Annotated in this window: 12 protein-coding genes; 2 read left to right on the top strand and 10 right to left on the bottom strand. The window is 72.9% G+C overall.

What is annotated here, in order from left to right; genetic code table 11:
• Nucleotides 1-11 precede the first annotated feature (11 nt).
• The 5 genes from M8C11_RS26080 to M8C11_RS26060 all read right to left on the bottom strand — a co-directional run bounded on the left by M8C11_RS26080 (nucleotide 12) and on the right by M8C11_RS26060 (nucleotide 5,495).
• Nucleotides 12-1,700: a ribonuclease J gene (locus M8C11_RS26080; protein ID WP_120571099.1), complete on the bottom strand. Its 1,689-nt coding sequence runs from the start codon at nucleotides 1,698-1,700 to the stop codon at nucleotides 12-14.
• Nucleotides 1,701-1,751: 51 nt separating this feature from the next.
• Nucleotides 1,752-2,678 (bottom strand): 4-hydroxy-tetrahydrodipicolinate synthase, encoded by a 927-nt coding sequence (gene dapA / locus M8C11_RS26075; RefSeq protein WP_252453961.1) that lies wholly within the window; start codon nucleotides 2,676-2,678, stop codon nucleotides 1,752-1,754.
• Nucleotides 2,679-2,730: 52 nt separating this feature from the next.
• On the bottom strand, nucleotides 2,731-3,468 hold the full coding sequence (gene thyX, locus M8C11_RS26070; RefSeq protein WP_120573916.1) for an FAD-dependent thymidylate synthase: 738 nt from the start codon (nucleotides 3,466-3,468) through the stop codon (nucleotides 2,731-2,733).
• Between the two features lie 115 nt (nucleotides 3,469-3,583).
• Nucleotides 3,584-4,276 (bottom strand): DUF2752 domain-containing protein, encoded by a 693-nt coding sequence (locus tag M8C11_RS30655; RefSeq protein ID WP_252453960.1) that lies wholly within the window; start codon nucleotides 4,274-4,276, stop codon nucleotides 3,584-3,586.
• Entirely contained in the window at nucleotides 4,266-5,495 is a 1,230-nt protein-coding gene (locus M8C11_RS26060; RefSeq protein ID WP_121684113.1) for a winged helix-turn-helix domain-containing protein, read from the bottom strand. The genes M8C11_RS30655 and M8C11_RS26060 overlap by 11 nt, the downstream gene beginning before the upstream one ends.
• Nucleotides 5,496-5,592: 97 nt before the next feature.
• On the opposite strand from M8C11_RS26060, the gene M8C11_RS26055 reads away from it, so the two are divergent.
• Nucleotides 5,593-6,138, top strand: a complete 546-nt coding sequence (locus M8C11_RS26055; protein WP_252453958.1) for a GNAT family N-acetyltransferase — start codon at nucleotides 5,593-5,595, stop codon at nucleotides 6,136-6,138.
• On the opposite strand, the gene M8C11_RS26050 is transcribed toward M8C11_RS26055, so the two are convergent.
• Nucleotides 6,043-7,347, bottom strand: a complete 1,305-nt coding sequence (locus tag M8C11_RS26050; RefSeq protein WP_252453956.1) for a glycosyltransferase family 87 protein — start codon at nucleotides 7,345-7,347, stop codon at nucleotides 6,043-6,045. The genes M8C11_RS26055 and M8C11_RS26050 overlap by 96 nt on opposite strands.
• Before the next feature lie 35 nt (nucleotides 7,348-7,382).
• On the opposite strand from M8C11_RS26050, the gene M8C11_RS26045 reads away from it, so the two are divergent.
• Nucleotides 7,383-7,976: a GNAT family N-acetyltransferase gene (locus M8C11_RS26045; protein ID WP_252453954.1), complete on the top strand. Its 594-nt coding sequence runs from the start codon at nucleotides 7,383-7,385 to the stop codon at nucleotides 7,974-7,976.
• Between the two features lie 204 nt (nucleotides 7,977-8,180).
• On the opposite strand, the gene M8C11_RS26040 is transcribed toward M8C11_RS26045, so the two are convergent.
• The 4 genes from M8C11_RS26040 to M8C11_RS26025 form a co-directional block, all read right to left on the bottom strand.
• Nucleotides 8,181-8,651: a GNAT family N-acetyltransferase gene (locus M8C11_RS26040; protein WP_252453952.1), complete on the bottom strand. Its 471-nt coding sequence runs from the start codon at nucleotides 8,649-8,651 to the stop codon at nucleotides 8,181-8,183.
• Between the two features lie 66 nt (nucleotides 8,652-8,717).
• Nucleotides 8,718-9,479 carry a 4-hydroxy-tetrahydrodipicolinate reductase gene (gene dapB, locus M8C11_RS26035; RefSeq protein WP_120571106.1) on the bottom strand — a complete coding sequence of 254 codons (762 nt, stop codon included), beginning with the start codon at nucleotides 9,477-9,479 and terminating at the stop codon, nucleotides 8,718-8,720.
• A 54-nt stretch (nucleotides 9,480-9,533) separates the two neighbouring features.
• Nucleotides 9,534-10,868 (bottom strand): pitrilysin family protein, encoded by a 1,335-nt coding sequence (locus M8C11_RS26030; RefSeq protein WP_252453950.1) that lies wholly within the window; start codon nucleotides 10,866-10,868, stop codon nucleotides 9,534-9,536.
• 154 nt (nucleotides 10,869-11,022) lie between these two features.
• Entirely contained in the window at nucleotides 11,023-13,410 is a 2,388-nt protein-coding gene (locus M8C11_RS26025; protein WP_252453948.1) for a polyribonucleotide nucleotidyltransferase, read from the bottom strand.
• Nucleotides 13,411-13,465: the final 55 nt, after the last annotated feature.

Raw genomic sequence — 13,465 nt, 5'->3', positions numbered from 1 at the left:
GCGCGGTCGGGTCAGACCTCGACGACGGTCGGGACGATCATGGGTCGACGGCGGTACGCGTCGTTGACCCAGCGGCCCACCGTGCGGCGGACGATCTGCTGGAGCTGGTGCGGGTCGGTGATGCCGTCCGCGGCGGCCCGGTTGAGCGCCTCGGTGACCAGCGGGACCACCGGGTTGAACGCGGCCGGGTCCTCGGAGAAGCCCTTCGCCGAGACGGTCGGCCCGGCGACCACCTTGCCGGTGACCGAGTCGACGACGACTGTCGCGGCGATGAAACCGCCGTCGCCGAGGATCCGGCGCTCGGTGAGCAGCGACTCGCTGACGTCACCGACGGCGAGACCGTCGACGTAGACGTACCGGCTCTTGACCCGGCCGACCAGGCTGGCGCGGCCCTCGACCAGGTCGACCACGTCGCCGTCCTCGCAGAGCACGACCCGGTCCGGCGCGACGCCGGACTCGATGCCGAGCCGGGCGTGCGCCCGCAGGTGCCGCCACTCGCCGTGCACCGGCATCAGGTTGCTCGGGCGTACGACGTTGAGCAGGTAGAGCAGCTCGCCGGCCGGCGCGTGGCCGGAGACGTGCACCTTGGCGACGTCCTTGTGCACCACGACGGCGCCGGCCCGGGCCAGCCGGTTGATCACCCGGTAGACCGAGGTCTCGTTGCCGGGCACCAGCGAGGACGCCAGCACCACCGTGTCGCCGGGCGCGATGGTGATGTGCCGGTGGTCGCCGCTGGCCATCCGGCCCAGCGCGCTCATCGGCTCGCCCTGCGAACCGGTGGACATCAGCACGATCTGCTCGGGCGGCAGGTTCGTGGCCTCCTCGATCCCGACCACCAGGCCGGGCGGGATGTTGAGCAGGCCCAGGTCACGGGCGATGCCCATGTTGCGGACCATGGACCGGCCGATCAGCGCCACCTTGCGGCCGTGTTCGACGGCCGAGTCGAAGACCTGCTGCACCCGGTGCACGTGCGAGGCGAACGAGGCGACGATGATCCGCCCCTTGGCCTTCGCGAAGATCGAGTCGAGGACGGGGCCGATCTCCCGCTCCGGCGTGACGAAGCCGGGGATCTCCGCGTTCGTCGAGTCGGACAGCAGCAGGTCGACGCCCTCGGCGCCGAGCCGGGCGAACCCGGCCAGGTCGGTGATCCGCCCGTCGAGCGGAAGCTGGTCCATCTTGAAGTCGCCGGTGTGCAGCACCAGGCCGGCCGGGGTACGGATGGCCACCGCCAACGCGTCCGGGATCGAGTGGTTCACCGCGAAGAACTCGCACTCGAACGGGCCCAGCCGTTCCCGGCCGCCCTCCCGCACGGTCAGCGTGTACGGCTGGATCCGCCGCTCGGCCAGCTTCGCCTCGACGAGCGCGAGCGTGAACTGGGAACCGACGAGCGGAATGTCCGGCTTGTGCGCGAGCAGGTACGGCACCGCGCCGATGTGGTCCTCGTGGCCGTGTGTGAGCACGATCGCCTGCACGTCGGCCAGCCGGTCCAGGATCGGGCCGAAGTCGGGCAGGATCAGGTCCACGCCCGGCTGCTCGACGTCGGGGAACAGCACCCCGCAGTCGACGATGAGCAGCTTGCCGTCGTACTCGAAGACCGTCATGTTCCGGCCGATGGCGCCGAGTCCGCCGAGCGGGATGATCCGCAGGCCGCCCTCGGGCAGCGGCGGGGGCAGTTCACCCTCGATGTGCGCCTCGGTCACGCGTCACCTCATTCTGCGACGCCGTCGCGCGGCGTCCGTCGTGTCGTTGATTCATTCGGGCAGGGGCAGGCCCGCCGCGGCGCAGTCGGCGCGCAGCTGGGCCAGTTCGTCACCGGTGGCGTCGACGAGCGGCAGCCGCACCGGACCGGCCGGGCGGCCCTGCGCCCCCAGGCCCGCCTTGACCAGGATCGTGCCCTGGGTGCGGAAGATGCCGGTGTAGAGCGGCAGCAACTGCCGGTGCAGGGCGAGCGCCCGGGCGTTGTCGCCCGCCTCGAACGCCTCGATCATCTGCTTGGTCAGCGCGCCGGTGAAGTGGGTGGAGGTGCCGACGACGCCGACCGCGCCCACCGACAGCATCGGCAGGGTGAGCGCGTCCTCGCCGCTGTAGTAGGCCAGGTCGGTGCGGCTGAGCACCTCGGACGTGGCGAACAGGTCGCCCTTGGCGTCCTTCACCGCGACGATCCGGCCGTGCTCGGCCAGCTTCACCAGCGTCTCGGTGGCGATCGCCACGCCCGCGCGGTGCGGGATGTCGTAGAGCATGACCGGCAGGCCGGTGGCGTCCGCGACGGTGGTGAAGTGACGCAGCAGCCCGGCCTGCGGCGGCTTGTTGTAGTAGGGCGTGACCACGAGCAGGCCGTGCGCGCCGGCCTTCTCGGCCTGCGCCGCCAGCTCGACGGTGTGCCGGGTGTCGTTGGTGCCCACACCGGCGACGATCCGGGCCCGGTCGCCGACCGCCTCGACCACGGCACGGATCAGCGACTCCTTCTCCGCCTCCGTGGTGGTCGGGGACTCGCCGGTGGTGCCGTTGAGCACCAGCGCGTCGTTGCCCTGCTGGTCGACGAGATATTCGGCGAGCCGGGCGGCGCCGTCGAGGTCCAGGCCGCCGTCCGGCGTGAACGGGGTCACCATGGCCGTCAACACTCGCCCGAACGGGCGCGACGCGCCCCGGCTCGGGGCGGCGGAGTGGTCGTGCGTCATGCTCACAACCTAGCGGACGGCCGCCGGTGGCCCGGCAGCGAAGGGCGACGAGTCACTCCGCGTGCGGCGACGCTGCCACCTCGGTGCCGTCGGGCAGGGTGGAGATCACGAAATCGGCGAAGACGTTCGGCGCGACGCCCTTGAGCTGCCGCAGGCACTCCACCGCCAGCTCGCGGATCTCCACGTCGGCGTGCTCGGTGGCGCGCATCTTGACGAAGTGCCGCCAGGCCCGGTAGTTGCCGGTCACCACGATCCGCGTCTCGGTGGCGTTCGGCAGCACCGCCCGGGCCGCCTGGCGGGCCTGCTTGCGGCGCAGCGTCGGGTTGGGCTCGTCGGTGAAGCGGGCCTCCAGCCCCTCCAGCAACTCGGTGTACGCCCGTACCGCCGCGTCGGTGGCCTCGACGAACTTCTTGTGCAGCTCCGGGTCGTCGGCGATCACCGACGGCTCGACCATCGCCGCGTCCCGCTCCGGCACGTAGCGCTGGGAGAGCTGCGAGTAGGAGAAGTGCCGGTGCCGGATCAGCTCGTGCGTGAACGAGCGGGAGACGCCGCTGAAGTAGAAGCTCACCGAGCCGTGCTCCAGCACGCTCAGGTGGCCGACCTCCAGGATGTGCGCGAGGTAACCGGCGTTGGTGGCGGTGGCCGGGTTCGGCTTCTTCCAGCTCTGGTAGCAGGCCCGGCCGGCGAACTCGGCGAGCGCCTGCCCGCCGTCGGCGTCGGTGGACCACGGCACCTCTTCGGGCGCCTGGAACTGGGTCCACGCGATCAACTTGACCTGGGGCTGAACCATCTCCGGCATTCCTGGGACTGTAGTTGGCTCGCGCCCGGCGTGGAAATCGGGCACGCGGCCGACCGGCGGGCGCTCCGCCCAGGTGTCCGAGATCTCGCGGAGGGCTCGGCCCCGGTCAGACGTAGAGCGAGGTGAAGGGGGCCCAGGGGAGGTTGCGGGCCACCGAGAAGACCGCCCAGGCAGCCAGGAACATGCCGACGACCTTGGGGCTGAACTGGACCTCGGGCAGCTTCCAGCCGAACGCCCGGTTGCCCGCCCAGGCCACGAAGAGCCAGGCCAGGAACGGCAGCGCGAAGACGAACAGGAAGTGGTGGCGGGCCGCGGCGGGCAGGTCGCCGTGCAGCACGTACCAGAGCGCGCGGGTGCCGCCGCAGCCCGGGCAGTCCAGCCCGGTCGTGAGCTTGAGCAGGCAGGTCGGCGCGGCGTCCGGGTCGCTCCGGGTCGGGTCGCTGACCAGCGCGTACGCGATGCCGACGCCGACGCAGCCGAGCGCGGCCAGCGGCACCGCCCAGCGCGGGGCGCGGGCGTGCAGGCGCATCACCATCCGGGTGAACCGGTCGGCCTCGACCGGCTGGTACGCCGCCGGGTAACCCCCCGGCCACGGCGCTCCGGGTGCTCCAGGCGCTTCGGTAGGAGCGTGCGGACCGGCGTGCGCGTGCGCCTCGGCGTGCGAAGGCTGCCCGGCGTACGCGTAAGCGTGCGCCTCACCATGCGACCCGGACTCCGGCTGCCCGTGCGGGTGCGACTCGGGGTGCGGGTCGGGCGCGGTGGCAGGCCGGTCAACGCTCGTCACGCGCTCACCGTACACCGGCCACGCCCACCAGCGCGGCGGCCAGCGGCCCTGCCAGGTCGCCGGCGGCGGGCGGGGCGACCGCGTCCAGGCCGAGCCAGCCGGCGAGCCGGTACAGCTCGGCGGCGAGCGCCACGGCGGTCTCCCCCGGGTCGGCGCCCGGCTCGACCCAGGCGGCGGGCACCAGCAGCGCCCCGGCCTTCCGGTCGGCCTTCAGGTCGACGCGGGCGGTGAAGCGCTCACCCTGGCGGAACGGCAGCACGTAGTAGCCGTAGACCCGCTGGGGCGCCGGCACGTAGATCTCGATCCGGTAGGTGAACCCGAACAGCCGCTCGGTGCGCGCCCGCTCCCAGACCAGCGGGTCGAACGGGCTGACCAGCGTGTTGCCGCGTACCCAGCGGGGCAGCCGGGCGTCGGCGTGCAGGTAGGCGGGGTGCCGCCAGCCCTGCACCGTGACCGGGGTCAGCTCGCCCGCCTCGACCAGCTCGGCCACCGCCCGCCGCGCCCCGGCGACCGGCAGCCGGAAGTAGTCGCGCAGCTCCGGTTCGGCGGCCACGCCGAGGCAGCGGGCGGCGATCGACACGAGCGTGCGGTGCGCCTCGGCGTCGCTCGGGGTGGGCGCGTCCAGCACGGCTGCCGGGAGCACCCGCTCGGGCAGGTCGTAGCGGCGGGCGAACGAGTTGGTGCGGTCGGCGGCGGTGACCTCGCCCGCCCAGAACAGGAACTCCAGGGCCCGCTTCACGGCCGACCAGTTCCAGCCCCAGTTGCCGGTCTCCCGAGGCGCGTCGTGCTCGATCTCGGCCGCGGTCAGCGGGCCCCGGGCGGCGACCTCGTCGCGGACCCAGGCGACCAGCTCGGGCTGCTCCTCGGCGATCCGGCGCATCCCGCCCCAGGACTCGTCGCGGGCCTTGGCCATCCGCCAGCGCAACACCGGGTGCAGCCCCACCGGCACCAGCGACGCCTCGTGCGCCCAGTATTCGAACAGCTCACGCGGGCGGCGGTAGGCGGCGGTGTCCAGCAGCGCGGTCGGGTACGGCCCGAGCCGGCTGTAGAGCGGCAGGTAGTGCGCCCGTTGGAGGACGTTCACCGAGTCCATCTGGATCAGCCCGACCCGGTCGAGCACCCGGCGCAGGTGCCGCCGGGTGGGCACGCCGGTGGGCGCCGGGTCGGCGAAGCCCTGGGCGGCCAGGGTGATCCGGCGGGCCTGGGCGAGGGAGAGCGATTCCGGTACGGCCATCGTCGGCGACCCTAATCCAGCGGTACGACATCACGTGGACGCGCCGGGCCGGGAGCGGCGGCTGGACCGATCGCCCGCCGGGGCATAGAACGGACAGGTGCTCACCATTCGCCGGGAGGAACCGGACGACGCCGAGGCGATCGCCCGGGTGCACGTCCACGGCTGGCAGGCCGGTTACGCCGGGATCATGCCCGAGGAGGTGCTGAGCCGGCTGAACCCGCGCGCCTGGGCGCAGCGCCGCCGCGACCTCGGCACCGCCGACCCGGAACACCCGTTCACCACGCTCGTCGCCGAGACCGGCGGGACGATCGTCGGGTTCACCACGTTCGGGCCGTACCGGAACAACCAGGACCGCGACGACCTCGACCCGGCCCACGGCGAGTTGGTGGCGATCTACCTGGAGCCCGCGCACTGGGGTTCCGGCGTCGCGCGGACGCTGCTCGCGGCGGCCCGCGACGGTCTGGCCGAGCGCGGCTGGACCGCGTACCGGCTCTGGGTGCTCGCCGACAACGCCCGGGCCCGCCGCTTCTACGAGCGGGCCGGGCACCTACCGGACGGTGAGGAGTCCACCTACCCGGTGCCGCTGTCCGGGGGCCGCACCCCGATCCTGCTCCGCGAGCTGCGGTACACCGCCGGAAGCTGACCCGGCCGGAGCGTCCCCGTCGCGACGCTCGCCGCCGGCCGGTGTGAGCCAGCGGCGGATCGGCAGCCCGAGCAGCAACGCCAGGCTGATCCACACGTACGTGTTGCTGCCGAGGAAACCGTCCACGCCGGTGAAGTCCTTCTCCCAGGACCAGACGATCCGGCTGCACAGCAGCGCGTACCCGATCAACGCGGCGGCCAGCAGCAGACGGCGCCGGCGGCTGCGGGCGGGCGCCGCCATGCCGTTGTCGACGAGCAGGATCAGCCCGGGCAGCAGCCAGACCAGGTGGTGCACCCAGGTCACCGGGCTGACCAGGCACATCACGGCGCCGGTGAGGGCCAGGCCGGTGGCCTCGTCGCCGGCGGCCACCGCCGCCCGCGAACGCCACCCCCACACCACGAGTGTCAGGAGTACGAGCACCAGCCAGGCGATCGTGCTCGGGTGCTGCGGGTCGAGCCGGGCCACCACCCCGCGCAGCGACTGGTTGGAGACGAACGCCAGCTCACCGACCCGGTCGGTGTTCCACAGCGCCTCGGTCCAGAACTCCCGGGAGGCGTCAGGGAAGAGACCGGCGGCCACGAGCGTGGCGACCGCGGCCGTGCCGACAGTGGTCAGCGCGGCCCGCCAGCGGCCGGTGACCAGCAGGTAGACGATGAAGATGCCCGGCGTCAGCTTGATCGCGGTGGCCAGGCCGATGCCCACACCCGCCCAGCGGCTGCGTGCCGGCAGCAGCCACAGCAGGTCCACCGCCACCAGGAACAGCAGCAGCATGTTGACCTGGCCGAAGTTGACCGTCTCGCGCATCGGCTCGTACGCGGCGGCGAGGCAGAGCGCGACCGCGAGCGCGAACCAGCGGGTCCAGCCGGACCGGCGGGCCACCGGGTCCAGCAGCCGCCAGATCACCACGGCGCTCGCCAGCACCGTCGCGGTCACGCTCACCACGATCGCGGCGCTCCACGGCAGATACGCCATCGGCAGCATCACCAGCGCGGCGAACGGCGGGTAGGTGAAGCCGTACTGCGTGCCGGGGCGCAGGAAGTCGTAGATCTCCCCGCCGTCACGCGCCCAGTACGTCAGCGCGCCGTAGTAGACCTGAAGGTCGAAGAAGCCGTGCCGCACCGCCGCCACGGAGAGGAACACGGTGACCGCCGCGGCGAGCGCCACCACGGCAACGACCTGCGTGATCGTCCGCCCGGCACCCTGCGCCACCGTCACCCTCCTCGCCCTGCGTAGGCTCACGTGCCATGGCTGCAGGCTACGTCCGGCCCGCGCGTCCCGAGGACGCCGGCGAGATCGCACGCATCCAGCTCGCGACCTGGCGGGTCGCGTACCGCCGGATCCTGCCACGGCACGTGCTCGACAACCTCGACGAGGCGTACCTCGCGCGGCGGTGGGGCGCGGCGGTGCAGGAGCCGCCCTCGGGCGCGCACCGGGTGCTGGTCGCCGTCGAACAGGCGGCGCAATCCTATCTGGTGGGGTTCGTCGCCTCCGGTCCGGCCGATGCCGACGCGCTCGCCCCGGAGGAGCCGGCCGAGGCGCTCGGCTCGGACGTCGCGGCGGTCACGGACCTGCTGGTCGAGCCCCGGTGGGGGCGGCGCGGGCACGGCAGCCGGCTGCTCGCCGCGGCCGTCGAGCACTGGCGCGCGGACGGTCTGACCCGGGCGGTGGCGTGGGCGTTCGACGCCGACGCGGCGACCCGGAAGTTCCTCGGCTCGACCGGCTGGGAGCCGGACGGCGCGGCCCGCGCGCTGGACGTGGACGACATGCTGGTCCCCCAGATCCGCCTCCACGTGGCGATCCCGGAGACCGCAGAGGAAATTTCCTCAGCCGACCGATGAGTTCCGGCCCCGCCGCCGGTCCACCCTCTCGTGGGGGTGGGCCGGCGGTCCCGGCACGGGGCAGGACCGCCACCCACCCGCCCTCACCCCGCCCTCCACCCCGTCGATCATGAAGTTGACGGCCTTTTCGATCTCCTGAACTGCCGCCAACTTCATGATCGCCGGGCTCAGCTCGCGGGCTTCGTGATCAGCCGAGGGTGGCGGTCAGGCTGGGGGGTGGAGTTCGGCTACCAGTTCGTCGTCCTCCAGGGCGCCTGTGGGGTGGAAACCCAGGGACGTGTAGAGGGCGGCGGCGGGCTTGTTGTCCGGGTGGTAGCTCAGGCGGATCGGCTCGCCCGCCTCGGCGAGCCAGTCCGCGAGCGTCCGCACCGTCGCGCGGCCCAGGCCCCGGCCCTGCTCGGCGGCGTCGATCACCATGCCGCCGATCCAGCGCGACCCGTCGTCGTCCACGCCCCACATCACGTGCCCGACGACCGTCTCGTCGGCGTAGACCGCCAGCGAGTTCCAGACGTCCGAGCGTTCGGTGAGAAGCAGGTAGCGGGCGGCCAGCGCGGCCACGAAGGCACGCTGGTCGTCGTGCGGGGCGACGTCCGCCACCGCCCGCCAGTTGTCGTCGTCCACCGGGCGCAGCGTCACCCGGCGGCCGGCGCGGTCGGAATGTCCGGAATCGATCATGAAAGAAGCCTAGGTCCACGCCGCCGACCAGGCAAAACGGTTTCCGGCAGCAGGCCGGAGCACGGGTCAGTCGAGCAGGGCGTCCAGGCCGACGGTGAGACCGGGCCGGCGACCCACCTCCCGGACCGCGAGCAGCACGCCGGGCATGAACGACACCCGGTCGTACGAGTCGTGCCGGATGGTGAGCGTCTCACCGGTGGTGCCGAACAGCACCTCCTGGTGGGCGACCAGGCCGGTGGCGCGTACCGCGTGCACGCGTACCCCGTCGATGTCGGCGCCGCGGGCGCCGGGCACCTCGTCGCGGGTGGCGTCCGGCGCGGGCCCCAGGCCGGCGTCGGCGCGGGCGGCGGCGATCAGCCGGGCGGTGTGGGTGGCGGTGCCGCTCGGCGCGTCCAGCTTGCGCGGGTGGTGCTGCTCGACGATCTCGACCGACTCGAAGTAGCGGGCGGCGCGCGCCGCGAACTGCATCATCAGCACCGCGCCGATGCCGAAGTTGGGGGCGATGACCACGCCCACGCCGGGCCGGTCGGCGAGCCAGCCCCGCACCTCGGCGAGCCGCTGCTCGGTGAAGCCGGTGGTGCCGACCACCGCGTGCACGCCGTGCTCGACGCACCAGCGCAGGTTGTCCATGACCGCGTCGGGGGTGGTGAAGTCGACGACCACCCCGGCGCCCGCCTGCGCCACCGCGTCCAGGTCGTCGCCCTGGTCGACGGCCGCGACCAGCTCCAGGTCGGCGGCGGAGTCGACCGCCTTGCAGACCTCCATGCCCATCCGGCCCCGGGCGCCCAGCACACCGACCCGGGCCGCCGCGTTCTGCTGCTCAGTCACGGGCCACAACCTATCCCAGCCCGCCCGGCGCGGTCCGGCGGACCGGGGCGCCGCTCAACGGCCGACGGTGAAGCTGCCCTCGTCGAACGGGCCGACCACGGCCAGCGACATCGGCCGGCCGAGCAGCTCGGCGGCGAGCGCGTTCACGTCCGCGAGCGTCACCGCGTCCACCCGGGCCAGCAGGTCGTCCACCGGCATCAGGTTGCCGTAGAGCAGCTCGCCCTTGGCGAGCCGGCTCATCCGCGAGCCGGTGTCCTCCAGCCCCAGCACGAACGAGCCCTTGCTCATCCCCTTGCCCCGGGCCAGCTCCGCCTCGGTGATCCCCTCGGCGGCCACCCGCGCCAGCTCCGCGCGGGTCAGGTCCAGCACCTCGTCCACCTTGCCCGGGGCGCAGCCGGCGTAGACGGCGAAGACGCCGCTGTCGGCGTACTGGCTGGCGTAGGAGTAGACCGAGTACGCCAGGCCGCGCTGCTCCCGGATCTCCTGGAACAGCCGGCTGGACATGCCGCCGCCGAGCACGTTGTTCAGCACGCCGAGGGCGAACCGCCGGTCGTCGGTGCGGTCGATCCCCGGGCAGCCGAGGATGACGTGCGCCTGCTCGGTCTCCTTCGGCTCGACCAGCGTGGTGGCCGGCTTGGTGCGTACCGTCGGGGTGGCCCGGCGGTGCGGCGCAGGCGACGCCGGGTCGGTGTCCAGCGGGGTGCCGCGCAGCGCCTGCCGGACCAGCTTGACCACGGCGGCGTGGTCGAGGTTCCCGGCGGCGGCGATCACGATCTGCGGCGCCGTGTAGCGGCGGCGGTAGAAGCCCTGGATCTGCCGCCGGGTCATCGGCGTGACCGTCTCCTCCGTGCCGGAGATGAGCCGGCCCAGCGGGTGGTCGCCGTAGACGGCGCGGGCGAACAGGTCGTGCACCTCGTCGCCGGGCTCGTCGTCGTGCATGGCGATCTCTTCGAGGATGACGCCGCGTTCGGTCTCCACGTCGGCGGCGGCCAGCACCGAGTCGGCGACCAGGTCGCACATGACGTCGATGGCGAGCGGCAGGTCCTCGTCCAGCACCCGCGCGTAGTAGCAGGTGTATTCCTTCGTGGTGAAGGCGTTGGTCTCGCCGCCCACGGCCTCGATCTGCGCCGAGATCTCCAGCGCGCTGCGCTTGTTGGTGCCCTTGAACAGCAGGTGCTCCAGGAAGTGCGCGGCGCCGGCCTGCGAGCCGGTCTCGTCGCGCGAACCGACTGCCACCCAGATGCCGAACGACACGCTGCGCATCGCCGGGATCGCCTCGGTGAGCACCCGCAGCCCGCTGGGCAGCACGGTACGGCGGACGGTGCCGCCGAGCGGGTCGTCGCTGAGCGTCCGGGTGACCGCGCGGGCCGCCGAACCGGTCGACGCCACCCCCCGTCCCGTCGAGGCGACTGACGAACTCACGAGAACCTGCTCTCCGGATGACGAGGAACGGCGGGACGTACGACGGCTCCAGTTCGCGCAGGCGACCTGGAGCCGTGGGCCGGCCCGGGTGACGCGGACGTCACCCGGGCCGGTCGGTGGATCAGCTGTGCCGGGTCCGGCGGCGCGGACGGGACTCGCCGCCGCCCTCGCCACCCTCGGAACGGCGCTCGCCACCCTCGGAACGGCGCTCGCCACCCTCGGAGCGGCGCTCACGGTCGCCCCGGTCACGCGGACCGCGGTCGCCGCCGCGGTCCCGGCCGCCCGACGGACGCTCGCCACCGGCGGCCTCACCGGCGGCCGGCGCCTCGGCGCCCTCCGGACGGATCTTGTCCAGGTAGATCTTGCCGCGGGCGTCGATGTCCGCGATCTCCACCTCGACCTTGTCGCCGACGTTGAGGAAGTCCTCGACCTTCTCGACCCGCTTGCCGTCGCCCACCTTGGAGATGTGCAGCAGGCCGTCGCGGCCCGGCAGCAGCGAGATGAAGGCGCCGAACGCGGCGGTCTTCACCACGGTGCCGAGGAACCGCTCCCCGACCTTGGGCAGCGTCGGGTTGGCGATGCCGTTGATCCGGTCCACCGCGGCCTGGGCCGCCGGCCCGTTGGTCGCGCCGACGTAGATCGTGCCGTCGTCCTCGATGGAGATCTCGGCGCCGGTCTCGTCCTGGATCGCGTTGATGGTCTGGCCCTTCGGGCCGATCACCATGCCGATCTTGTCGACCGGGATCTTCACAGTGGTGACCCGCGGCGCGTAGTCCGACATCTCGGCCGGCGCCTCGATGGCCCGCTGCATCACGTCGAGGATGGTCTGCCGGGCCTCGTGCGCCTGCTGGAGCGCGGCGGCCAGCACGTCCGACGGGATGCCGTCCAGCTTGGTGTCGAGCTGGAGCGCGGTGACGAAGTCACGGGTGCCGGCGACCTTGAAGTCCATGTCGCCGAACGCGTCCTCGGCGCCGAGGATGTCGGTCAGCGTCACGTACTGGGTCTTGCCGTCGACCTCGTCGGAGATGAGGCCCATGGCGATGCCGGCGACCGGCGCCTTCAGCGGCACACCGGCCGAGAGCAGGCCCAGCGTCGAGGCGCAGACCGAACCCATCGAGGTGGAGCCGTTGGAGCCGAGCGCCTCGGAGACCTGCCGGATGGCGTACGGGAACTCCTCGCGCGAGGGCAGCACCGGGATCAGCGCCCGCTCGGCGAGCGCGCCGTGGCCGATCTCGCGCCGCTTCGGCGAGCCGACCCGGCCGGTCTCACCGGTCGAGTACGGCGGGAAGTTGTAGTTGTGCATGTAGCGCTTGCGGTTCTCCGGGGACAGCGTGTCCACCATCTGCTCCATGCGCAGCATGTTCAGCGTGGTGACGCCCAGGATCTGGGTCTCGCCGCGCTCGAACAGCGCCGAGCCGTGCACCCGCGGCAGCACGCCGACCTCGGCGGTCAGCGGACGGATGTCACGCGGGCCGCGGCCGTCGATGCGGACCTGCTCGCGCAGCACCCGGTTGCGGACCTCGGACTTGGTCAGCGAACGGAACGCGGCGGAGAGCTCCTTCTCGCGGCCCTCGAACCGGCCGGTCAGCTCCTCGGCGACCTTGGCCTTGATCCGGTCCAGGGCCTCCTCGCGGTCGGCCTTGCCGGCGATCTTCAGCGCCTCGGCGACGTCGGCGCGGGCCACGTCGGCCACCGCGTCGTACACGTCGTCCTGGTAGTCCAGGAAGATCGGGAACTCGGCGACCGGCTTGGCGGCCACCTCGGCCAGCTCGCTCTGCGCCCGGCACAGCTCGCGGATGGCCGGCTTGGCGGCCTCCAGGCCGCTGGCCACGATCTCCTCGGTCGGCGCGGTGGCGCCGCCCGAGATCAGGGCCACCGCGTTCGGGGTGGCCTCGGCCTCGACCATCATGATCGCGACCTCGCCGTCCGCCAGGGTGCGGCCGGCCACGACCATGTCGAAGGTGGCCCGCTCCAGCTCCTCCAGGGTCGGGAAGGCGACCCACTGGCCGTCGACGTTCGCGACCCGGGTCGCGCCGATCGGGCCGGAGAACGGCAGGCCGGAGAGCTTGGTCGACATCGACGCGGCGTTGATCGCCACCACGTCGTACGGGTGCTGCGGGTCGAGCGCCAGGACGGTCTCGACGACCTGGACCTCGTTGCGCAGGCCCTTGACGAACGACGGGCGCAGCGGCCGGTCGATCAGCCGGCAGGTGAGGATGGCGTCCTCGCTGGGCCGGCCCTCGCGGCGGAAGAACGAGCCGGGGATCCGGCCCGCGGCGTACATCCGCTCCTCGACGTCCACCGTCAGCGGGAAGAAGTCGAACGACTCGCGCGGCTGCTTGCCGGCGGTGGTGGCGGAGAGGACGACCGTCTCGCCGAGCTGGGCGACGACGGAGCCGGCGGCCTGGCGGGCCAGGCGGCCGGTGGAGAAGGTGATCTCGCGGGTGCCGAAGGCCCCGTTGTCGATCACCGCGGTGCGGGATTCGGTGCCGAGGTTGGTCTCGGTCATGTGCTGTGGTGCTCCTTCGCGTCGTCGGCCGACGACACGGGAACTGCTCAGGCGG

The organism is Micromonospora sp. CPM1 (assembly GCF_023896895.1).
Classification (GTDB): Bacteria; Actinomycetota; Actinomycetes; order Mycobacteriales; family Micromonosporaceae; genus Micromonospora; species Micromonospora tulbaghiae.
Note: the sequence above shows the minus strand (reverse complement) of the source record. Positions and strands in the feature narration are given on the sequence as shown.